Here is a 22,350-nt window from a genome sequence, read left to right on the forward strand (position 1 = left end):
CGGGCCCTTCGCAATGTCGGGGGGCCACCGTAAGGTGTCGGACGTGATCATCGTCAGCACGGACGGCTCCTGCCTTCGCAACCCCGGCGGCGCGATCGGCTGGGCGTGGGTCAACCACATGGGGCCGAGCCGTTCCGGCGGCGAGCGGTCGGGCACCAACCAAATCGCCGAGCTGCGTGCGCTTTTGGAGGCCATCCGGGCGCATCCGGGTGATGAGCCGATGCTGATCGAGTCCGACTCGCAGTACGCGATCAAGTGCGCCTCCGAGTGGGTGTCCGGTTGGAAGCGCAAGGGCTGGCGTACCGCCTCCGGCGAACCGGTGAAGAACCTGGACCTCGTGCGCTCCATCGACGAGGCGATCGCCGAGCGGACCGGCCCTGTGCGCTTCCGTTGGGTACGCGGTCACGTCGGCAACCACTACAACGAGGAGGCGGACAAGCTGGCCGGTGAGGCGGCTCGTGCCGTCGCGGCCACCGCTGCCTCTGCCCCGGCCTCCGTCCCGCGGGCGAAGACCACGACGCACGCCGCGCCGGTGTCACCGGCGAAGAAGGTCTCGCGAGCCAAGTCGGTGACGGCGCACACCGTCGTCCCGAACGAGATGGAGCCGACGCTGTTCGAGGTCGCCGAGTCGGACGACTCGCTCACCCTCTTCTGATCAGAGGTCGAACAGCCGCACACCGTTGCCGTGGCACACGGCGCTGACCCACTCCGCGCCCAGGTCGAGCCGAGAAACCGCCTCCAGGGCATGGGCGTACGGGTACGGGATGTTCGGGAAATCACTGCCGAAGAGGATCCGCTCCTGCAGGTCGAGCAGGCGTGGCAGGTCGGCAGGCAGCAGCGGCGCGGCATCGTTGATGAAGTCGGTGAACGCCATCGTGGTGTCGAGCAGCACCCGGTCGTGGCGTTCGGCGAGTCCGAGGAACTCCGCGTACTCGGGCATGCCCATGTGCGCGATGACCAGACGCAGCCGTGGGTAGCGGGCCAGCAGCTCCGCGATAGGTCCCGGGCCCGTGAAGCGTCCGGGCGCGGGCCCGGACCCGCAGTGGATCACGATGGGGGTGCCTGCGTCCTCGAGGACGCCCCACACGCCATCGAGCAGCGGATCGTTCGGCGCGTAGTCGCCAACCTGGATGTGCGACTTGAACACCCGGGTTCCGGCCTCAAGTGCCGCGGTGACGTACTCGGCGGCGCCGGGCTCGGGATAGAAGGTGGAGGTGTGCAGGCAGTCGGGGTTACGGGCAGCGAACTCGACCGCCCATTCGTTGAGCCAGGCCGCCATGTGCGGCTTGTGCGGATAGATCATCGAGGTGAACGCCCGGACCCCATAGGAACGCAGCCGGTCGAGCCGGACGTCCTCCTCGTGTCGGTAGGCGATCGGCCACTCCATGCCGGTCAGTGGTCCGGCCGAGTCGAAGTACCTCCACACCTTGTCCATCACGTTCTTGGGCATGAAATGCGTGTGCACGTCGACGATTCCGGGCAGGTTCCACTGCTCGCGGAACGCGGTCACCGCATCGATGTCGGCCTGCCGGGATTCGGGTTCGTCGATCACGTGACCCACCCTGTCATGCCCGGTATCGCTTCTGCCAGACCGGTCGACAAGGTCATGGCGGATCGTTACCGTAGCTGAGGATCGCGGTCCCGCGATCCTCATCGGAGTGCTCTCGAGGAGAAATTCAAGCATGCTGACCAACGTGATCAACGGGTTCCTGGGTGCCGTCGGCGGAAGCTCGGCCGGCAGCAGCGGTTACCAGATCGCCCCGGGCACACTGCCGTTCGGTAGCTGAACCCCGCGTTCGGAGCTGATCGGGTGGGCCGGAGGTCTACCCGATCAGCTCGGCCATCAGAATCCGCCGTCGACTCGGACCACGGCGCGCCCGGTGTAGGTCCCGGCCCGTACCCGGTCGAGCACCGGGGCGACATCCCGGATCGGCACCTCGTGCGCGATTGAGGGCAGGTGTCGCGGACGCAGATCTCCCGCGAGGCGCGCCCACAGCGCGCGGCGCTTGTCGATCGGCAGCTGCACGGAGTCGATGCCGAGCAGGGAGACGCCGCGCAGGATGAACGGCAGCACGGTGGTGGGCAGCGCCGCTCCGCCGGTCAGTCCGCTCGCCGCGACCACGCCGCCGTAGCGGACGGTGCTGAGCACGTGCGCGAGCGTCTTGCCGCCCACGCAGTCGACCGCGGCCGCCCACTCCGCCTTGCCGAGCGGGCGGGGCTTCGCGTCCGGGTCCTCGGGCAGCCGCCCGATCACGGACGCGGCACCGAGCGAGGTCAGCAGGTCCGCGGCCTGAGGCTTGCCGGTCGACGCGACCACCTCGAACCCGGCCGCGGCGAGAAGGTCGACGCTCACGCTTCCGACGCCGCCGCTGGCACCGGTGACCAGGACCGGCCCGTCGGCCGGGGTGATCCCGCGGTCGAGGATTGCCTGCACGCTCATCGCCGCGGTGAAGCCCGCGGTACCGATGGTCGCCGCATCGCGGGGGGAGAGGTCCGAGAGCCGGACCACCCAGTCGGCGGGTACCCGGGCGAGCTCGGCGTAGCCGCCGTGACGTCCGGTGCCGATCTCGTAGCCGTGCGCGAGGACCAGGTCGCCGGGCGTGAACGACTCGTCGTCGGAGGCGACGACCTCGCCTGCGAGGTCGATGCCGGGGACGATCGGGTACTCGCGCACCACCCCGCCCCGTGGCGTCACGGCGAGGGCGTCCTTGTAGTTCACGCTCGAGAAATGCACCCTGATGGTGACCTCACCCGGCGGCAGCGCGTCGGTGTCGAGGGTGTCGGGGGCGAGCGTGATCTCCCCGTCCTGGTCACGTGCGATGAGAGCCGAGAAGGTCGTGGTCACCGTGCCGAGCCTAGGGCGTCCGACACCGCACGGCCAGGCTTCTACTTGCGTTCGGCGAGGAATCCCACCGCCTCCACGACCAGGACCGGTTTCGCCGTGCCCTCGCGCTCGAAGGACAGTTTGTTCAGGATCTGCGCGCCCCCGGCGATCTCGTGCACCGCGGTGATGGTGGCGCGCATGCGGATTCGGGACCCGACCGGCAGTGGCGCGGTGAACCTGACCTTGTTGTAGCCGTAGTTGAGTGCGTGTGCGAACCCGTCGAAGGCGATCAGCTGCCCGGTGAAGAACGGGCCGAGCGAGAGGCTGTAGTTCCCGTGCGCGATGGTGGTGCCGAAGGGTCCGTCCGCGGCCCGCTCGGGGTCGACGTGGATCCACTGGTGGTCTCCGGTGGCGTCGGCGAAGGCGTCGATTCGCTGCTGCGTCACCTCGTGCCAGTCGGTGGGGCCGAGCACGGTCCCGATCAGCGCGGTGAGCTGGGCGAGGGTGCTCGGCCGGACCGGGTCGGGGCTGGACTCCGTCATGTCTGTCGCTCCCATGCTCCGCGTGGCATCACGCCTTCCTCTCAGTATGGGCCGTCGGAGGGGAGCAGGCCACGCACGCCGACGACCCGCATTGCCGTATAAATACGGCATGTCAGGATCGGTTTCCGGGGATGATCGCGACGACGCGCCGCCGTCGATGGCGCGGTCGGCTCTGCTTCGTGAGCTACCGGTCACCGAGCGCGGGCTGCGGACCCGGGCGGCGCTGATCGCGGCCGCCAGAAGGGTGTTCGAGCGCTCGGGCTACCTCGACACCCGCCTGATCGACATCACCAAGGCGGCCAAGTGCTCGGCCGGGACGTTCTACACCTACTTTGCGAGCAAGGAAGAGATCTTCGCCGCGGTCCTCGAGCTGGCGCAAGAGGACATGATGCACCCGGGGATGCCCCGCGTTGCGGTCGAGGACGATCCCGCCGCGATCATCGCGGCCAGCAACCGGGCGTACTTCGAGGCATACAAGCGCAACGCGAAGCTGATGGGGCTGCTCGAACAGGTCGCCAGCATCGATCCCGAGTTCCGGGTGCTGCGGCAGCAGCGCGCCGACGCCTTTATCCGTCGCAACGCCCGCAGCATCGCGAACCTGCAGCAACGCGGACTCGCGGACCCGGATCTCGATCCCTTGCTGGCATCGTCGGCGCTGTCGGGCATGATCAGCCGCCTCGCATTCGGGTACTTCGTCACCGGTGGCAGCGACGCGGTGTCGCTCGAGGACATCGTTGCCACCGCCACCCGCCTGTGGGTGAACGCGCTCCGTATCGCCCCGAGAGGCTGACGCCCACTTCACTCGTTTGTCCAGGTCCGGGGGCAGAAATCGCGTGACAGTTGAATCTGAACTCATATTTAACTAGCCTTCGGCGATACTCGGATCAGGACTGATCGCCGCGAGGGAAGAGGAATTGCTGTGAAGGTTGCGCAGAAGGTCGCCATCGTCACCGGTGGCGGCGGAGGAATCGGCGGCGCGCTCGCCGAACGGCTCGCGGCCGAGGGCGCGAAGGTCGTCGTCGCGGACCTCGACGAGGCCGCCGCGCTCGCCGTCGCCGCGAGTGTCAACGCCGAGCACCCCGGTTCCGCGATCGGCTCGGGCGCTGACGCCTCCGACACGTCCGCGATCCAGCGACTGATCGCGCTCGCCGAGTCCGAATTCGGGCCGGTGGACCTGTATTTCGCGAACGCGGGCATCAGCGGCGCGCCGGGGCTCGAGGCGACCGAGAGTGACTGGGACCTGTCGATCGACGTCAACCTGCGAGCCCACATCCGCGCCGCGCAGCTGCTGGTCCCGCCGTGGCTCGAACGGGGCGAGGGCTACTTCGTCAGCACCGCGTCGGCGGCGGGCCTGCTGACCCAGATCGGCTCCGCCACCTACTCGGTGACCAAGCACGCCGCGGTCGGCTTCGCCGAGTGGCTCAACGTGACCTACGGCGATCGCGGGATCCGGGTCAGCTGTCTGTGCCCGATGGGCGTGAACACCAAGCTGCTCTACGAGGGGGAGGAATCCGGCGACGCCCGCGGCGTCGCGGCGACGCGGGCCGTGACCTCTGCGGGCGACGTGCTCGAACCTGCGCAGGTCGCCGAGGACGTGCTCGCCGCGATGGACGACGAGCGCTTCCTGATCCTCCCGCACGCGGAGGTGCTCGAGATGTACCGCCGCAAGGGGGCCGACTACGACCGGTGGCTGCGCGGGATGCGTCGTTTCCAGGCCGGACTTCTACCGGGCGACTGATCGCCCCTCCCGCCATTCCTTCCTCCCCACCTGTCTGGAGTTCACATGTCCCTGTTCGATGTCTCGGACCGCGCCGAGAAGATCCGGGCCGACCTGCTCGAGTTCATGGACTCGCACGTCTACCCGGCTGAAGCCGTCTACGAGGAGCAGATGCGGGCCGCGGGAGACCCCCACTTCCAGCCGCCGATCGTCGAGGAGTTGAAGGTCGAGGCGCGAAAGCGGGGACTGTGGAACCTCTTCCATCCGCATCCAGGAACCGGGGCGGGCCTGACCAATCTGGAGTACGCGCCGCTGGCCGAGATCATGGGTCGCAGTCACCTCGCCTCCGAGGCATGCAACTGCAACGCACCCGACACCGGCAACATGGAGGTCTTCGAGATCTTCGGCACCGATGAGCACCGCGAGAAGTACCTGAAGCCGCTGCTGGACGGGAAGATCCGCTCCGCCTTCGCGATGACCGAGCCCGAGGTCGCCAGCTCCGACGCCACCAACGTCGAGATGCGGATGGAGCGCGACGGCGACGAGTTCATCCTCAACGGCCGTAAGTGGTTCGCCTCCAATGCAATGCACCAGAACTGCCGGGTGCTGATCGTGATGGGCAAGACCGATCCGACGGCCGAGATCCACCGCCAGCAGTCGATGCTCGTGGTGCCGATCGATGCTCCCGGCGTCACCGTCGTGCGTAACCTGCCGGTCTTCGGCTACCACGATCGGGAGGGCCACGCGGAGATCACCTTCGAGAACGTGCGGGTCCCGGTCAAGGACGTGCTCAAGGGCGAGGGCGAGGGCTTCGCGATCAGCCAGGCCCGCCTCGGCCCCGGCCGGATCCATCACTGCATGCGCGCCATCGGCATGGCCGAGCGGGCGTTGGAACTGATGTGCAAGCGTGCGCAGTCTCGGGTCACGTTCGGCCGCCCGATCGCCGACCGTGCCAATATCCAGGATTGGATTGCCGAAGCGCGCATCGAGATCGAGATGAATCGCCTGCTCACGCTCAAAGCCGCCTACCTGATGGACACGGTCGGTAACAAGGAGGCGCGCACCGAGATCGCCGCGATCAAGGTCGCCGCACCACAGATGGCGTTGAAGATCGTCGACCGGGCCATCCAGGTACACGGCGGGGCCGGCGTGACCGACGACTTCCCGCTGGCGATGGCGTATGCGCACCTGCGGACCCTGCGCCTTGCCGACGGGCCCGACGAGGTACACAAGCGGGCCATCGCGAAGCAGGAACTGCGCAAGTACCGGGCTCACCGGCCCACCGGTGCCTGAGGTGGGGGAGATCGTCGGTCTCGACCCGGCCGCGGTCACGCGGTGGTTCGGCTCGCTGGGCGTCGAGTTCACCGCCCCGCTGAGCTTCGACCGGATCGGGCTGGGTCAGTCGAACCTGACCTTCCTGGTCCGAGATGCCGAGGACCGCAGGTGGGTTCTGCGGCGCCCGCCGCTGGGGCACCTGCTCGCCTCGGCGCACGACGTGGCACGCGAGGCGCGGATCATGGCCGCGCTCGCCGAGACCGAGGTGCCTGCGCCCAGGATCTTCGGGGTCGCACAGGACCCGGCGGTGTCCGACGTGCCGCTGGTGTTGATGGAGTTTCTCGACGGCCAGGTCGTCGACACCATGTCGATCGTGGAATCGCTTGCGCCGCAGCGGCGTAGGGAAATCGCGGAATCGCTGCCGCGGGCCCTGGCCAAGATCCACGCCGTGGACCTCGAGTCGACCGGCCTGACCGATCTCGCCAGCCACAAGCCGTACGCCCAGCGCCAGCTCAAGCGGTGGGCCGGTCAGTGGGAGGTCTCCAAGACCCGCGAACTACCCCAGCTCGACGACCTGACGAGGCGACTGGCCGGGGCGGTCCCGGAGCAGCGCGTGGTCGCGCTGGTGCACGGAGACTTCCACCTGCGCAACGTGATCGTCTCGCACGAGACCGGCGACGTGATCGGGGCGCTGGACTGGGAACTGTCCACGCTCGGTGACCCGCTGGCCGACATGGGCAGCATGCTCGCCTACTGGCCGGAACCGGGCGAGGACGCGATCGGCGACTTCCCGGCGTCGACGCTGGCGGGCTTCCCCACCCGCGCGGAGCTCGCCGAGATCTACCTCGACGAGACCGGACGGGACGCCGCGGCGTTGAAGTTCTGGCATGTGCTGGGCCTGTGGAAGATCGCGGTCATCGCAGAGGGCGTCATGCGCCGGGCACTGGAGAACCCACAGAACAGGGCGGCCGCGGGCACGCCCACCGCCGAACAGATCGACGCGCTGGTGCGCAAGGCCGATGAGATCGCGGCCGACGCCGGGATCTGATCGACTCTCATCCATCACCCAATCGACGTAGTTGTCAGGAGAGGCATCATGAAGGCTTGGCGCGTCAACGAACTCGGCGAACCGCGCGACGTACTGAGGCTCGAGGAGATCGCCGACCTCACGCCCGGCCCGGGCCAGCTCATGGTCCGGGTGCTGGCGGCACCCGCGAACTTCCCCGATGTGTTGCTGTGCCGTGGCGAGTACCAGATCAAGCCGCCGCTGCCGTTCACCCCCGGCGTCGAACTGTGCGGTGCGGTGGTCGCGGTGGGTGACGGCGTCACCCGGTTCGCGGTCGGCGACCGGGTGATCGGCAACCCGAGCCTGCCCGGTGGTGGATTCGCGGAGCTGGCGGTCACGGAGGAGTCGAACACCTTCCCCGCGCCCGCGTCCCTGGACGACGCCGAGGCGTCCGCGCTGAGCATCGGCTACCAGACGGGCTGGTTCGCGCTGCACCGCCGCACTCAGCTGCAGCCGGGCGAGACGCTGTTGGTCCACGCCGCCGCGGGCGGGGTTGGCAGCGCGGCCGTGCAGCTGGGGAAGGCCGCAGGCGCCACGGTGATCGGGGTGGTCGGAGGGCAAGAGAAGGCCGAGTACTGCCGCCGACTCGGGGCGGACCTGGTGATCGACCGGCACACCGAGGACATCGTGGCCGCGGTCAAGGACTTCACCGGCGGCCGCGGCGCGGACGTGGTGTTCGACCCGGTCGGCGGCGATGCGTACACGAAGTCCACCAAGTGCATCGCCTTCGAGGGCCGGATCATCGTGATCGGGTTCGCGGGTGGCACCATCCCGCAACCGGCCCTCAATCACGCGCTGATCAAGAACTACTCGATCATCGGGCTGCACTGGGGCCTGTACAAGGCGTACAACCAGCGGGCCATCGACGACTGCCACGTCGAGCTGACCCGGCTCGCCGACGAGGGGGCGATCAAGCCGCTGATCAGCGAGCGGCTCTCGCTCGCCGAGGTGGCGGACGGCATCGGCAGGCTGGGCGATGGCACCACCGTGGGACGGATCGTGTTCCAGCCCTGATACGGAAGGCAGCGACTGATGACTGAGTGGCAGGTCGCCGCCCGCTCGTCGAGCGCGGCGGCGACCAACGTTGGCATCTCCCTCAGCGGAAGTCCGCCGCATGATCGACAGCCCACTGCCGGAAGGGCCGGGCCGCGGTGCCCGTGATGCGCTCCACCTCGTCGGTGACCGGCTCCGGGTTGTCGAGCAGCTCCGCCTGGGCCGGCATCACGGCCTCTACCAGCTCCGCCGGGTAGCCTTCGGCCATCATCTGCTCGATGGCCTCGTCCACCGTGATCTCTTCGAACTGCAGCGGACGCCCGATCGCCTCGCCGATCAGCGCCACTTGCCGCTCCTGGGTGACCAGTTCGGGGCCGGTGATCACGGAGCGGGCGCCGACCAGGGCATCGGTCGTCAGCGCTTGGACGGCGACCGAGGCGATGTCAGCTTCATGGATCAGTGGGCGGGCCATCTTCGCCAGCGGCGCCCGTACCGCGCCGGTGGTGCGGACCTCCTCTGCCCAACCCAGCGTGTTGCCCGCGAACCCGGTGGGACGCAGTGCCGTCCACTCCATGCTGGACGCTGCGATCAGCCGCTCCAGTTCCGTGTGGAACATGGTGATGGCCTCGCCAGGCTTCTCCCCCTCGTCCCCGACCCCGGCGGATGACAGGTACACCACCCGCCGGGCGTGCCTCCCGATCGCGTCGATCACGGTCGGTGCGCCCTCGGCGCTCAGGAACGGCCACACCAGGAAGACCGATTCGATGCCCTCCAGCGCCGCGTCCAGCGATGTGGGATCACCGAGGTCCCCGCGTACCGCCTGTACGCCCTCCGGGAAGGCGGCCTTCCCTCTCGTCAACGCCCGCACGGGAACACCCGCCCCATGCAGTTGGGCCACCACCGCGCCGCCGACCTTTCCGGTCGCGCCACGCCACCATGCGAGTGTCGCCTGGACCCCACAACAGAGGGCATCCGGTGGTCGGTCGGGGAAGACGACCACCGGATGCCCTCTGCTGGAGCGGAACTCCGTTGTTACCGTTCGATTCCCAGCTCTCGCAGCTGCTCCCAGTAGAGTTCCACGTTGCCGAGCTTGACGTCCTCGTAGCCGCGGACGACATCGGGCAGGGCGGCGATCGTGGTGGCCCTGTCGTAGTTGCCCGAGTCCAGTTCGTCCGCGAGCCGCAGCACCGTCGCGGTGTAATGCGACAGCAGTTCGCGCTCGACCTTGCGGACGTGGGCGTAGCCGAACGGGTCGAGCTTGGTCCCGCGGAGCACCTTGCCCTTGGCCAGCATCTTCAGTGCCACATGCGACTTCGGCCGGAGTCCGATCTTCTTCTTGCGGCCCAGTGCTCGCAGCGCGGGTGGGTGCAGCTTGTAGGTGAGGTTCTCACCGCCGGGGACCTGGGATGCGACGTTCTCGAGGAAGGCGGGATCGACCAGCATCCGCGCCACCTCGTACTCATCCTTGTACGCGGTGAACTTGAACAGTCCGCGGGCCACGGCCTCACTGAACTCCGTCCGGTCGGTAACCGAGCGTTCCGCGGCCCAGATGGACTGCACTGCATCGATGTACCGGCGCGCAACCTTCGCGTTCTGGAACTCGACCAGCTCGCCTGCGCGAAGCTCCACGAGCCTGCGGACCTCACCGTCAAAGGTGGAGTCGGCGAGCAGGTGTGCCGGTGCAACGGCGGGGGTGCGGGCGACCCGCGAGGTGACCGCGGCGAACGCATCCGGATCGGCGAGCGCGACGCGACCCCAGCGGAAGGCGTCGATGTTCGCGGAGACCGCGATGCCGTTGATGCCGATGGCCTCCTCGATGGCCTCGGCGGGCAGCCTCAGACCACCGCTCTGGAAGGCCGCACCGATCAGCAGGAAGTTCGCCGCGGCGGTGTTGCCGAACAACTCCTGGGCGGCGGCCAACGCGTCGAAAGCGGTGAGCGACTTGGACGCCGAGCCGAGGCGGGCGAGCAGGCCCTGCTCGTCCGGGTACCGGACGGACTTGTCGTAGACCATGTCGCCGGTGGGGGTCTGGCTGGTCGACGCGACTGCGACGGTCGCGGCGGCACTGCCGTAGCCCAGGTTCTTGTTGTCGGTGGCGGTGAGCAGGTCGAAGGCGACGATGCAGTCGGCGCTGCCCGGCGTCAGCCGGTTCGAGGGCTCGAGCGCACCGGGGGAGAACCGCAGGTGCGAGACAACCGGTCCGGCCTTCTGGCTGAGCCCGATCTGGTCAAGGGACTCCACCTCGTAGCCGGCGCGCAGTGCGGCGGTGGCGAGCACCTGGTTGACCGTGACGATGCCGGTGCCGCCGATGCCCGCGAGGAAGACGTTCTGCGTCGAGGTCAGCTCGCCGAGATCCGGCTCGGCCGCGAGCGGCGGCACGGGACGCTCGGCCCGGGCGGACTTCTTCTTACCCGGCACCACCTCGACGGTGACGAACGACGGGCAGTCGCCGTCCAGGCAGGAATAGTCTGTGTTGCAGGAGGTCTGGTCGATCCGGGTCTTACGGCCGAACTCGGTGTCCACCGGCTGCACGGACAGGCAGTTGCTCTTGGTGCCGCAGTCGCCGCAGCCCTCGCAGACGGCCTCGTTGATGATCACGCGGGTGTTGCGGGTCGGCAGGGTGCCGCGCTTGCGCTGACGGCGCGCGTCGGCGGCGCAGTGCTGGTCGTAGATGAGCACGGTGACTCCCTCGACCTCGCGAAGCTCCTTCTGCGCCTCGTCGAGGCGGTCGCGGTGCCACAGCTTGGTGCCCTTGGCGAGCTGCCTCTTGTTGTGCCGCTTCGGGTCGTCGGCACAGATGATGATCCGCTTCACGCCCTCGGTGGTGAGCTTGTGGGTGAGCTGCGCGACGGACAGCGCACCCTCGGCGTCCTGGGCGCCGGTCATCGCGACAACGTCGTTGTAGAGCAGCTTGTAGGTGATGTTCACGCCTGCCGCGACGCAGGCCTGCACGGCGAGCTGGCCGGAGTGGAAGAAGGTGCCGTCGCCGACGTTCTGGAAAAGGTGCTTGACGTCGGTGAACGGTGCCTGACCGATCCACTGGCTGCCCTCGCCGCCCATCTGGGTCAGCCCGGTGACGGCGCTGTCCTCGCGATTGGAGATGGTGACCATGGTGTGGCAGCCGATGCCGCCGCCGCCGATCGAACCCTCGGGAAGTGCCGTGGAGCGGTTGTGCGGGCACCCGCTGCAGAAGTAGGGGGTACGGGTGGCGGACAACACCTCGAGCGAAAGCTGTGGCGGCAGAGCCTTCTTCAGCTCGACGCGGTTCTTCAGTACCCGACGCAGCGGGCCGAGCAGCCGGCCCGCGGTCAGCTCGCCGTCGACGGGCATCAGCGGCCGCCCGGCGGCGTCGCGCTTGCCGAGGATCTGGGGGGTGTGCTCGGTGCCGTAGAGGATCTCGCGGATCTGCGTTTCGATGAAGGCCGTCTTGTCCTCGACCACGATCAGCTGCTCGAGGCCGGCGGCGAACTCCCTGACCTTCTGCGGGCCGAGCGGGGTCGGCATGCCGATGCGCAGCAGCCGGATCCCGGCGGCGTGCAGCGCGGCCTCGTCGACGCCGAGGTCGAGCAGGCCCTGGCGCAGCGAGTCGAAGGTGGTGCCGGTGGCCGCGAAGCCGATCTTCGCGCCGGTGGGGTCGACCTCGATCACATCGAGATCGTTGGCGGCGCCGTAGGCGCGCACCACCTCCCAGCGGGGCCCGTACAGGTCGGCCTCGGCAATGACGCTGTCCGTCGGCACCGCCATCGGTCGCTGCTTGTAGACGAACGGCTTACCTTCCCATTCGATCTCGGGGACGGTGATGTCGATGTTCGACACCCTGCCGTCGACCGTCCAGGCGCCGTCGGCGACGTCTGCGACGACCTTCAGCGCGACCAGGCAGCCCGAGGCGCGCGACAGCGCGACGCCGTGCATGCCCATCGTGATCATCTCTTCGGCGTTGCGCGGGAACAGCACCGGGATCCCCAGTGCGGCGAGGGACCGCTCACTGACCGCGGGGACGGTGGAGGACTTGGAGGCGGGGTCGTCGCCGACGAGCAGCAGCACGCCGCCGTTGGGGTTGACCCCGTACATGTTCGCGTGCCGCAGGGCATCGGTGGCGCGATCGACGCCGGGGCCCTTGCCGTACCAGACGCCGATGACGCCGTCGTGCGTCGCCTGCCCCGCGGGCAGGTCGGCCTGGCTGCCCCAGACGGCGGTGGCGGCGAGTTCCTCGTTGAATCCCGGCACGAAGGTGATGTCGTGCTCGGCGAGCACCTGCGGCATCCCGTGCAGCATCTTGTCGACGCCGCCGAGCGGGCTGCCCTGGTAGCCGGAGACGAAGGTCGCGACCCGTCGCCCCGCGCGGATGTCGTGGACGTGCTGCTCGACGAGCTGGCGCGCGATCGCCTGGACGCCGGTGAGCAGGACCGGACCCGACCCGGACCGGTAGCGGTCGTCGAGGTCGTACGGGGCGGGCAGCGTCGCCGTCGGGGTGACGGGACGATCGGCCAGTTCAGTCATCGCGGTCCACCGTTTCTTCGCCGCATCGGATCACGTTGCGCGCATTAATCGGGCATCAGGTGTAGCAATGATTTGCCCAGGTGGTGTGACCGTCAACACCCGCCGAATGAGCTGACGGATATGATCAGTTGTGACCCACAACACTGGAACGAGGTCGACATTGTGATCAGCATCGATCGGCTCGACGCCTCGCTGCTCAAACTGCTCACCGACGATCCGCGCGCCGGGGTGATGGAACTGGCCGCCCGCCTGGGCGTCGCCAGGAACACGATCGCGTCCAGGATGCGGCGCCTCGAGGAGACCGGGGTGGTCACCGGGTACCGCCCGGACGTCGACCTGCCCACCCTCGGGCTGCCCGTGCAGGCCTTCGTGGGTGCCGAGCTGGAACAGGGCCGCATCAAGGACGTCATCGAGGACCTGCGCGGGGTACCGGAGGTGCTCGAGGTGCACACCACGACGGGTCGGGAGGACCTGCTGATCCGGATCGCGGCGCCCTCGCACGAGGAGTTGCTGCACGTGCTCGAGAGCATCCTCGGGCTCGGCGGCGTCGCGCACACCACCACCACGCTCGCGCTGACGACCCCGGTGAAGTACCGGACGCAGCCGCTGGTCGACCACATCACCCGCGAGGCGGGGCACGGGCGGTCGGCGGCGTCATACCGGGGCGAGGGCGACGAGGGTTCGCGCGGCCGCGAAGAGTCCTAAACTGTTCCACCGTCCGATTCCTGTTCACCAGGAATCGCGACGGCTCACCCCGATCGACCGCGCCGTACTCCAGGTCGCTCGCCGCGCCCCGCGACTGGCGCGTGCCGCTGTCAGCATGGCAAACGCCAGGCAACGACGACGGATGGGATCGACCGGCGGCGGTTGACGGGCCGGGCCAATCGGTGGATGACATGTACACGCCGGGTGCCCGTTGCTTGACTGGACCTGTCGGTCTCATCGGAGAACGACAGGACACGGGAGGTGTCTCATGTCAGCTCAGCAGAACATCGAGATGGCGAAGAAGGGGTACGCGGCGTTCTCGGCCGGGGACGGAGAGGCGGCGATGACCGACCTCGCGGACGACCTCGAGTGGATAGTTCCGGGCAACAGCGCCGTATCCGGCAATTACCACGGCAAGGCCGAGGTCGGCGGGATGTGGGCGAAGTTGGCCGAGAAGTCCCTGACCACCACTCCCCAGCACTATCTCGGCGACGAGGAGAGGGTCGTGGTCCTGACCCAGGTGACCGCAGGCGGGGAGAGTTGGGACTCCGCCGACGTCCTCACCTATCGGGACGGGAAGGTCGTCAAGGTCCAGACGGCGGGCGACACGGCCAAGTTCGAGAAGGTGTTCGGAACGCGCTAGCCGGGTGGTGGGTCGTGAGGCCGCGTGTGTCCGCGGGCAACAGGCGACCTATCGTCGGGGGATGACCACCCCCGCCGCGCACCCCGATGTGGTGGAGACGACGCTGGTCAGCGCGCGGCCGCTGGCACTGGCCAGCACTCTCGCCCCGCTCGGTCGCGGCCCGTACGACCCCTGTCACCGGACCACCGCGGACGGCGCGATCTGGCGGACGTCGCTGATGCCGACCGGCGCGGTGACCTATCGGTTGACGCAGACGGGAGCGACAGCGGTGTCCTGCCTCGCCTGGGGGCCGGGCGCGGCGGAGTTCGAGACCACCCTGGCCGACCTGCTGGGCGAGGGCGACGACACCGCCGGCTTCGCGCCCGAGCACCCCAAGGTGGCCGAGGCCCATCGGCGCTTCCCCGGGCTCCGGATCCCCCGGACCGGCCTGGTCTTCGAGGCCTTGGTGCCCGCGATCCTGGAACAGCGGGTGCACACCGTGGCGGCCCGCGCGTCCTGGCGGCGGCTGGTCGCCCACCACGGCGCGCCGGCGCCGGGCCCCGCCCCGGAGGGGATGCGGGTGCCGCCCCCGGCAGAGGTGTGGCGGCGGATCCCGTCCTGGGAGTTCCATCGGGCCGGGGTGGATCCGCGCCGCTCCCGCGCGATCGTCACGGCGGCGGCCGTGGCGAACCGGTTGGAGGAGACTGCCGCGATGTCGGCCCCGGACGCCGCGGCCCGGCTCCGGGTGGTGCATGGGATCGGGGAGTGGACGGCGGCGGAGGTCGCCCAGCGGGCCCTCGGCGACGCGGATGCCCTCTCGGTTGGGGACTTCCATCTGTCCGCGATCGTCGGGTGGTCGCTGCTCGGCCGCCCGCTGGACGATGCGGGGATGGTCGAGTACCTCGAATCGGTGCGGCCACACCGGCATCGGGTGGTCCGGCTACTCCAGGTCAGCGGCCAGGCGGTCAAGCCCAAGTTCGGTCCGCGCACCACGATCACCGACCACCGCCTGCGCTGAATTCGCGGCGCGGGGAGATTCTTTCCCACGCTGCGGCTTCGTCTCGCCGAACCGGCCCGGCCGGGTGCACGATGGTGTTCGATTGACGACGGCGCGCTACCGACGCCACGGCAGTGGGAGGCAATCAATGGGTCAGGTCCAGGAACGGATCGAGCAGTTCGCGGAGGAGATCCGCGCCGAGGGTGTGGAGGGTGACCGGCTCATGCGGCTCACCGACACCTCCGCGAAGCGGCTGCGTGAATCGGGCGCGATCCGCATGCTGCAGCCGAAGCAGCACGGTGGGCTCGAGGTCCACCCGCGCGAGTTCGCCGAGACGGTCATGAGCATCGCCGCGATGGACGGCGCCGCCGGATGGGTCACCGGCATCGTCGGCGTACACCCGTGGGAGCTGGCCTTCGCCGACCCGAAGGTGCAGGAAGAGATCTGGGGCGCGGATCAGGACACCTGGGTGGCGTCGCCGTACGCGCCGATGGGCGTCGCCAAGGCCGTCGACGGGGGCTATGTCCTCAACGGTCGCTGGTCGTTCTCCTCGGGCACCGATCACTGCCAGTGGGCATTCCTCGGCGCCCTGCTCGGCGACGAGAACGGCGCGCCGGTCATGCCGCCGGTCCCGCTGCACGTGATCCTGCCGCGGTCGGACTACCAGATCGTCGCCGACTCGTGGGATGTCATCGGACTCCGCGGCACCGGTTCCAAGGACCTGATCGTCAAGGACGCCTTCATCCCGAGCTACCGCACGATGCTGGCCTCGGAGGTGATGGACGGCACCGCGGTGAAGAAGGCGGGCCGCACCGAGACGCTGTACAACATGCCGTTCTCCTGCATGTTCCCGCTCGGCATCACCTCGGCGGTCGTCGGCATCGCCGAGGGCGCGCTGGCCTGCCACATCGCCGCACAGAAGGACCGCGTCGCGATCACCGGCACCAGGATCAAGGAGGATCCGTACGTCCTCTACGCGATCGGTGAGGCCGCGGCCGAGATCGCCGCGTCCCGCGCCGCGTTGCTCGAGACCGTCGACCGGTTCTGGGACATGACGGAGGCCGGCAAGGACATCGACTTCGAGGCGCGTGCCATCGGGCGTCGTACCCAGACCGCCGCGGCCTGGCGTGCGGTGCGCGCGGTGGACGAGATCTTCGCGCGATCGGGTGGCGGCGCCCTGCACTACAAGTTCCCGATGCAGCGCTTCTTCCGCGACGCGCACGCGGGCATCGCCCACGCGATCCACGTGCCGGGCTCGATCTTCCACTCCTCGGCGCTCACCCAGCTCGGCGGCGAGCCGCAGGGGATCCACCGCGCGATGATCTAGGCGGCTCCGCCGCCCGTGCGCGGTTGACGAGTCCCAGGACTCCTCAACCGCGCACGGGCGCGCAGCGCCTAGATGGCGGCCTTCTCCAGTTCGGCCACGCTGTGGGCGGCGTAGGTCTCGTACCGCCCGCGGCCGACGAAATAGGACGAGAGCTGCTGGTCCAGCTCATCGACCGTGAACGCAGAACCGCTTGTGTCGAAACGGTTCTCGACCTTGGGTGACGCCATGAGCGCGACCATCTTGCCGTAGACGACGAACACCTGGCCGGTGATCTCGTGCGAGGCGGGGGAGGCGAGGTAGGTGACCAGGGTGCCGACGCGCTCGGGGGCGAGCGGATCGAGGTCGCCTGCCTCGGCGGTATCGGCTTCACCGAATGCCTCGGCGGTCATCGCGGTTCTCGCGCGCGGGCAGATCGCATTGGCCGTGACGCCGTAGCGGGACAGTCCCTGCGCGGTGGACAGTGTCAGTGCGGTGATGCCTGCCTTCGCGGCCGAGTAGTTCGGCTGACCGGCCGCGCCGAAGAGGAACGCCTCGGAGGAGGTGTTGACGACGCGGCCGAAGACCGGACCACCCGCTGCCTTGCTGGCCGCGCGCCAGTGCACGGCGGCGGCGCGCGATGTCGCGGCGTGTCCCTTGAGATGCACTCGGATCACGTCGTCCCAGTCGGATTCGGACAGGTTGAAGATCATCTTGTCGCGAAGGATGCCCGCGTTGTTGACGAGGATGTCGAACGAGCCGAAGTTCGATACCGCCTCCGCGACCAGGCGCTCGCCCAGGGACCAGTCGGACACGTCGCCGGTGACGGCGATCGCCTGTCCGCCCGCGGCCTTGATCTCGTCGGCGACGTCGTGCGCGGCCTCGCCCATGTCGTTGACGACGACGCGAGCACCCGCGGCGGCGAGGGCGAGAGCCTCCGCGCGCCCGAGTCCGGCGCCCGCGCCGGTGATGACGGCCGTCCGGCCGTCCAAGCTCACTGATTCACCCATCTGGGGCCTCCTTTGGGCCGCATGGCCCACGAAATTTGTATTCAGTCCAGTCTTGTCTGGCGGAGGCAACTCGGGTCGGCCGATCTCGGTGACCGAGAGTCGACCGCGATACCCGTTGAGGACGTGGGGCTTTCGGGCCTGCCGTGGGCCTCACTCGACGATCAGGATGCTGTACATCTCGGGGTGATAGACGCAGTGGAACGTGTAGGCACCCGGGGTGGTCGGCGCAGTGAAGGTGGCGGACTCGTTCCCGTCGACATGGGTGTCGAACAACCCCTCGGTGTCGGAGGTGACGGAGTGCTCCGGTCCGGCGCCGTTCCGCACGACGACCTCTTCGCCCGCACGCACCGACGGCGGGGTCTTGTAGGTGAAGTCCTCGATCGCGATCACCGGCGCCCCTGACTCGGGTGCGACAGTGGTGCTCGGGTGATGCTCGGATCCGTCGTCGGCGGAGCAGGCGGCCGCGAACGCGGCCGCGACCGCCAGGGTGGCGAGGCCGGCCCGCCGAAGTGCCGCACGCCTGCGGGTGAAGGGGGCGATGGATCCGGGCATGTCGGGCCTCCGTCGGTCGATCGCGTGACGACGCGCTGAGGAACGTTGCTGGAGTGAGTCCAGCGTAGGCCCGGCCCCCGTCCTCGCGATACCGCCGCGGGACCGCCCGACGGTTGCAAGGCTAGAGCGTATTTCAGTTCTTGACGCCCGCGGCGAGGATCTCCCGCGCCTCCGCCCGGCCGTCGAGGAGTCGGTTGGTGCGCAGCGTGACCTTCCACTCGCCGTCGATGCGGGCGAACTCCCAGCGGTTCGCGGTGATCCGGGCGACCCGGTAGGTCCGGGTCTCCTGGTCGTGCAGGACCAGCTGTGAGTGGCAGGTGGCGACCGCGGTGTCGCCGTCGACGTCGATGTGCGGCGGGCCGACGAGGTGGCCGCTGCCGGCGTGGATGTAGGACTGATGAGGCTTCGACTGCACCATCGCCTCGATCTCCCCGTGCCCGCGCAGGCAACCGGTGTCCACGTCGTAGACACCGTCCTCGGTCCACATCCCGGCGACCGCCGCGCTCTCGCCGCTGTCGACCGCGGGCCCGTACGCGCTGATGATCCGCATCAGCGCGAGCTGATCCTCGAGCAGCTGAACCCGGGCGGCGAGGGCGGTCAGCAGGGTTTCGGTGTCGGTCATGGGCGAGTCCTTCATGTCGATTGCTTTGGTTCGTGGATCGGGTCAGGAGAACTCGACGCCGAGCGGCGCCGCGAGCTCCTTGAGCGCCTCGAGTTGTTCGGCGTAGTGGGCGGCGCCGGTGGCGGCGATCGAGGCGCTGGCGATGGTGGCGCCCGCATCGCGTAGCCGGGTCAGCGCCCGGGCCGACGCCTCGGGCGAGCCGGTCGGGTCGAGGGGGCGGCCCGCGCCCAGCACCACCTCCATGTCGGCGGGTACCGGTGCCTTCGCCAGCATGTCGGCGAGGTCGGGCAGGCCGAGCCCGAACGGCACCCAGCCATCGCCGAGCTCGATCGCGCGTCGAAGCGAGCGAGCGGTGCGACCGCCGATCCACAGCGGCACCCGCGGCTGCAGGGCGTGCGGTTCGACGATGACGTCGGCGAAGTCGTAGAACTCGCCGTGATATTCCGGCCGCGGCCGAGAGAGGCAGGCCCGCAGCGCGCGCAGGGCGTCGTCGCCCCGGGGGCCCCGGCCCTCGAACGGGGCGTCGAGGAGGTCGAACTCCTCCCGCAAACTGCCGACCCCGAGACCGAGGGTGAGGCGTCCGCCGCTGATCCGGTCGAGGGTGCCGTAGCGCTTGGCGATCTCGAGCGGATGGTGGTAGCCGAGGACGAGCACCTGGGTGACGAGCCGGATGCGACGGGTGCGCGCGGCCAGGAAGCCGAAGGTGGCCAGCGGGTCCCAGTAGGTGCCACCGCGCTCGGCCGCGATCGGCGCCGGGACCGCGATGTGTTCGCTACAGGTGACGTGGTGATAGCCGAGACGGTCGGCCGCCTCGGCTATCGACGCGACCTCGTCGATGCCGGCGCCGACCTCCCACTCCGCCCGTACGGCGGGGTGCTGGATCAGCACGGGGGTCACGATCCCGATCTGCATGCCACCTTTCATATCCCAACGGCCCCGATCGCCGTGGTGCTCTCCCGGTGATCGGGATCGAACGAATTCCTGTGGGGGGCTCCCATTGGGAGGTGCAGCTTGCTAGGGTTTCAGAATTCATTTCAGTTTCGGTGATCGGGCGGCCCCCCGATCGGGACCGGAGGAGGACCCATGACGGTCGTCACGGAACATGTCGTGCGCAATGATGCCCGTGAGGCGCCGCCCTCGATGGTCGAACGTATGACCCTGATCCTCGATGCGTTCGACGGGCGGGCGGCGCGGTTGACGCTGGAGGAAGTGGCCCGCCGCGCCCGTCTGCCTCGATCGACGGTGCACCGGATCCTCGATTCATTGGTGAAGCTGAACTGGGTGGAGCACGCCACGTTCGGGTACCAGCTCGGCCGCCGTGCGCTCGGGGTCGGTGGCGACGGCGGGAATGCAGAGATCAGGGAGGCCGCGGCGCCGCTGCTGCACGAGCTGCACCTGCAGACCGGGATGGTCGTGCACCTGTCGGTCCTGGACGGCCACGAGGCCCTGTACCTCGACAAGGTCGGCGGCCGGCTTGCCTCGTCGATTCCGTCCCGCGTCGGCGGCCGGGTGTCCGCACATTCCACGGCGAGCGGGAAGGCGATGCTCGCCCGGCTCGCCCCCGAACAGGTCGACGCGCTGTTCGGCGACCGGATGAATCGCTGTACCGACCGGACCATCTGGGATCTCGGTGTCCTGCATCAGGAACTCAACCGGATCCGGCAGCGCCGCGGGCTGGCGTTCGAACGCGGAGAGTCCGCGCGCGGGGTGGCCTGCGTCGGCGTCGGCATCCGCGGGCACGAGGGCCCAGTGGCCGGGCTCTCGCTGTGCGGGGATGAGCGGACGGCGCCGCTGGAGCGGCTCGCACCGCTGGTGGCAGAGGCCGCCCGCGAGATCACCCGGACGCTGTTCCCCGAGCTCGACGGCGGTCGCCGCGCCGCGCGGCAGGAGGAGACCCAACAGGCGGAGACGTGGTCCGCCGAGGCGCGCACACGGTTCCTGTCCGTGCGGGGTGCCGGCTGGATCTAGGCGGACCGGCCGCCCGGCGGGTGCCTGTGTCGCCGGGTGCGCCAACTGTCCGGTGCGTGAACCCTTCGTAAATGTTGCGAAGCACCCCTGCTCTCGAGTTGAACGATCGTCCATGAATGGGTGTGATTGTCCGGCCGAGCGACATCGTCGCAGGCAACAGGCTGCCGACGCACTCGCACGCAGTCCTCCACTTCGATCAGTCGGGAACGAGCATGAGCCGGGTTTCACGTCAAAGAGGGTTTCGGTCCGCGGTCGCCGCGGCGGCGGTGGGCCTGGCGCTGGTGGGTGGACCCCTCTCGCAGCCCGCTCTCGCCGCTCCCGCGCGCGCTGCCGAGACCGTTCGCCAGGACGACCCGGTCTGTGTGGGGTCCGATCGGGCGACGATGAGCGCGGTCTTCGACGCGGTCCTGCAGGCCTCGAAGCCGATCCTGCCCCAGCCGTACCTCGACAACTACGAGGGCATCCGCGCGGAGGGGCAGGCGCGACTGCGGTCGGTTGGCATCAGCACTCTCAGCGTGTCGAACCCCGCGTCCGTCTACTCCAGGGACGACGAGGCGGGGATCCACAAGTACGGCGATCCGATCACGCAGTACATCGTCACGCAGCTCATGAACGTCAAGGCCGGGCGGGAGGGCGCGGTCATCCGCGCCGAGAACCTCACCCTCGGTCAGGCGATCGAGACGGCGTACGCGGTCATCTACACCACCGCTGTCATCCCGGCGAACATCGTCGCAGGCATGATCCCGTCCATGTTCGCGGTCGGGCCGGTCAGCGCCGGGACCCTCATCAGCCTCCCGCTGAGGCTGGGCGCGAAGGGCTTCACGACCATCTACGAGGCGGCCAGGGACCAGCTCGAGCAGAGCTGCGTGGTCTGGACCAGCAAAGCGGTTGCCGACCGAGCCGGCCAACCGGATCCGGAACTCGACTACGGCTTCCGGGCTCCCGCCTTCGTCGAGGCTGTGGCGAACGAGCTCGACATCGCCGGTCCCGACTGCCTGGCCGTGTCCGGCATGCCGCTCTCGCGGGTGCTGTCGCGGACCACCAGCCACCTGACGTCCATCGAAGCCGATCCCGGACGCCGGGCGCAGATCGAGGATCAGCGCTCGAGGCTGGAGTGGATCATGGGCAACGCGATGGTGCCCGCGGGCCTCGTCCCCGCGCACCCGGACGACTTCTCCTCGATCGAGAAGTTCCTGTCCATGGGCCTCGGACTGGTCCCGAAGATCGGTGGCGCCGCGACCGACGCCCTGATCGGGCTGGGCCACAATGTCTTTGCCGGGAAGGATTTCAGCAAGCTGGTACCGCTCGGCACGCTGACGGTCGGGGATTCACTGACCGCCGCCTACTTCTCGTACGCACTGACCAGCCAGGTGATGGAACTCGTCTTCGGCGAATCCATGAGCGCCATGGCCGCTGCCTGGACCGGGGCCTCCGGGGGTGTCGGCGCGCTCGTCAACCCCTTCGAGTGGATTCCGTCGCCCTTCCCCCTCATCAATGCACCGAACGTCTACGGGCTGGTGACCTACCACCACGTCCTGAACTCGGTCTGCATCACCTCCGAGTCCGACAAGTAGTCGGGCAGCGAGACCCCCAGTGCCTCCTGGGGTCTCGCTGATCGGGATCGGTTGGGCGGGTGGCCTGCGGTTGCGGCAGC

At 69.0% G+C, this 22,350-nt stretch carries 21 protein-coding genes; 12 read left to right on the plus strand and 9 right to left on the minus strand.

The genetic code is table 11. From position 1 onward, the window contains the following. The first annotated feature begins 43 nt into the window (after positions 1-43). A complete protein-coding gene (locus tag ACWFRB_RS00740) occupies positions 44-655 on the plus strand; it encodes a ribonuclease H family protein (RefSeq protein WP_452638081.1) in 612 nt (203 codons plus the stop codon). Here ACWFRB_RS00740 and ACWFRB_RS00745 read toward each other — a convergent pair whose 3' ends face one another. The 3 genes from ACWFRB_RS00745 to ACWFRB_RS00755 all read right to left on the minus strand — a co-directional run bounded on the left by ACWFRB_RS00745 (position 656) and on the right by ACWFRB_RS00755 (position 3,366). Beyond that, positions 656-1,552: an amidohydrolase family protein gene (locus ACWFRB_RS00745; protein ID WP_452638083.1), complete on the minus strand. Its 897-nt coding sequence runs from the start codon at positions 1,550-1,552 to the stop codon at positions 656-658. It lies immediately after the preceding gene. Positions 1,553-1,843: 291 nt separating this feature from the next. Then, the gene (locus ACWFRB_RS00750; RefSeq protein ID WP_452638085.1) at positions 1,844-2,845 is read right to left on the minus strand and encodes an oxidoreductase; all 1,002 of its coding nucleotides are present in this window, start codon (positions 2,843-2,845) and stop codon (positions 1,844-1,846) included. A gap of 41 nt (positions 2,846-2,886) precedes the next feature. After that, positions 2,887-3,366 carry a MaoC family dehydratase gene (locus ACWFRB_RS00755; protein WP_452638086.1) on the minus strand — a complete coding sequence of 160 codons (480 nt, stop codon included), beginning with the start codon at positions 3,364-3,366 and terminating at the stop codon, positions 2,887-2,889. A 109-nt stretch (positions 3,367-3,475) separates the two neighbouring features. On the opposite strand from ACWFRB_RS00755, the gene ACWFRB_RS00760 reads away from it, so the two are divergent. The 5 genes from ACWFRB_RS00760 (at position 3,476) to ACWFRB_RS00780 (ending at position 8,438) form a co-directional block, all read left to right on the plus strand. Beyond that, positions 3,476-4,156 (plus strand): TetR/AcrR family transcriptional regulator, encoded by a 681-nt coding sequence (locus ACWFRB_RS00760; RefSeq protein WP_452638088.1) that lies wholly within the window; start codon positions 3,476-3,478, stop codon positions 4,154-4,156. A 129-nt stretch (positions 4,157-4,285) separates the two neighbouring features. Next, positions 4,286-5,104, plus strand: coding sequence for an SDR family oxidoreductase (locus ACWFRB_RS00765; protein WP_452638090.1), 819 nt, complete (start codon positions 4,286-4,288; stop codon positions 5,102-5,104). 45 nt (positions 5,105-5,149) lie between these two features. Beyond that, a complete protein-coding gene (locus ACWFRB_RS00770; RefSeq protein ID WP_452638092.1) occupies positions 5,150-6,376 on the plus strand; it encodes an acyl-CoA dehydrogenase family protein in 1,227 nt (408 codons plus the stop codon). 1 nt (position 6,377) lies between these two features. Continuing rightward, entirely contained in the window at positions 6,378-7,406 is a 1,029-nt protein-coding gene (locus ACWFRB_RS00775; protein ID WP_452638324.1) for a phosphotransferase family protein, read from the plus strand. A gap of 48 nt (positions 7,407-7,454) precedes the next feature. Further along, entirely contained in the window at positions 7,455-8,438 is a 984-nt protein-coding gene (locus tag ACWFRB_RS00780; protein ID WP_452638094.1) for an NADPH:quinone oxidoreductase family protein, read from the plus strand. 82 nt (positions 8,439-8,520) lie between these two features. On the opposite strand, the gene ACWFRB_RS00785 is transcribed toward ACWFRB_RS00780, so the two are convergent. Next, a complete protein-coding gene (locus ACWFRB_RS00785; RefSeq protein WP_452638096.1) occupies positions 8,521-9,417 on the minus strand; it encodes an NAD(P)H-binding protein in 897 nt (298 codons plus the stop codon). A 32-nt stretch (positions 9,418-9,449) separates the two neighbouring features. Then, positions 9,450-12,917 carry an indolepyruvate ferredoxin oxidoreductase family protein gene (locus ACWFRB_RS00790; protein ID WP_452638097.1) on the minus strand — a complete coding sequence of 1,156 codons (3,468 nt, stop codon included), beginning with the start codon at positions 12,915-12,917 and terminating at the stop codon, positions 9,450-9,452. Positions 12,918-13,079: 162 nt separating this feature from the next. On the opposite strand from ACWFRB_RS00790, the gene ACWFRB_RS00795 reads away from it, so the two are divergent. From ACWFRB_RS00795 to ACWFRB_RS00810, 4 genes are all read left to right on the plus strand, one after another. Next, positions 13,080-13,622 carry an Lrp/AsnC family transcriptional regulator gene (locus ACWFRB_RS00795; RefSeq protein WP_452638098.1) on the plus strand — a complete coding sequence of 181 codons (543 nt, stop codon included), beginning with the start codon at positions 13,080-13,082 and terminating at the stop codon, positions 13,620-13,622. 268 nt (positions 13,623-13,890) lie between these two features. Next, complete coding sequence (locus tag ACWFRB_RS00800; RefSeq protein WP_452638100.1) at positions 13,891-14,265, plus strand: nuclear transport factor 2 family protein; 375 nt, start codon at positions 13,891-13,893, stop codon at positions 14,263-14,265. A gap of 61 nt (positions 14,266-14,326) precedes the next feature. Next, positions 14,327-15,262 carry a DNA-3-methyladenine glycosylase family protein gene (locus ACWFRB_RS00805; protein ID WP_452638102.1) on the plus strand — a complete coding sequence of 312 codons (936 nt, stop codon included), beginning with the start codon at positions 14,327-14,329 and terminating at the stop codon, positions 15,260-15,262. Between the two features lie 127 nt (positions 15,263-15,389). After that, on the plus strand, positions 15,390-16,568 hold the full coding sequence (locus ACWFRB_RS00810) for a hydroxylase (RefSeq protein ID WP_452638104.1): 1,179 nt from the start codon (positions 15,390-15,392) through the stop codon (positions 16,566-16,568). Positions 16,569-16,636: 68 nt separating this feature from the next. On the opposite strand, the gene ACWFRB_RS00815 is transcribed toward ACWFRB_RS00810, so the two are convergent. The 4 genes from ACWFRB_RS00815 to ACWFRB_RS00830 form a co-directional block, all read right to left on the minus strand. Next, positions 16,637-17,554, minus strand: coding sequence for a 3-oxoacyl-ACP reductase (locus tag ACWFRB_RS00815; protein ID WP_452638106.1), 918 nt, complete (start codon positions 17,552-17,554; stop codon positions 16,637-16,639). A gap of 150 nt (positions 17,555-17,704) precedes the next feature. Beyond that, positions 17,705-18,106 carry a cupredoxin domain-containing protein gene (locus ACWFRB_RS00820; protein WP_452638107.1) on the minus strand — a complete coding sequence of 134 codons (402 nt, stop codon included), beginning with the start codon at positions 18,104-18,106 and terminating at the stop codon, positions 17,705-17,707. A gap of 133 nt (positions 18,107-18,239) precedes the next feature. Beyond that, the gene (locus ACWFRB_RS00825; protein ID WP_452638109.1) at positions 18,240-18,728 is read right to left on the minus strand and encodes a nuclear transport factor 2 family protein; all 489 of its coding nucleotides are present in this window, start codon (positions 18,726-18,728) and stop codon (positions 18,240-18,242) included. A 42-nt stretch (positions 18,729-18,770) separates the two neighbouring features. After that, positions 18,771-19,640: an LLM class F420-dependent oxidoreductase gene (locus ACWFRB_RS00830; RefSeq protein WP_452638110.1), complete on the minus strand. Its 870-nt coding sequence runs from the start codon at positions 19,638-19,640 to the stop codon at positions 18,771-18,773. Positions 19,641-19,811: 171 nt separating this feature from the next. Here ACWFRB_RS00830 and ACWFRB_RS00835 point away from each other — a divergent pair, with 171 nt between their 5' ends. Together ACWFRB_RS00835 and ACWFRB_RS00840 are read left to right on the plus strand one after the other, a co-directional pair. After that, positions 19,812-20,696, plus strand: a complete 885-nt coding sequence (locus ACWFRB_RS00835) for an IclR family transcriptional regulator (RefSeq protein WP_452638111.1) — start codon at positions 19,812-19,814, stop codon at positions 20,694-20,696. Positions 20,697-20,812: 116 nt separating this feature from the next. Further along, a complete protein-coding gene (locus ACWFRB_RS00840; RefSeq protein ID WP_452638113.1) occupies positions 20,813-22,270 on the plus strand; it encodes a hypothetical protein in 1,458 nt (485 codons plus the stop codon). Positions 22,271-22,350: the final 80 nt, after the last annotated feature.

This window comes from Rhodococcus sp. NPDC055112 (assembly GCF_053607505.1).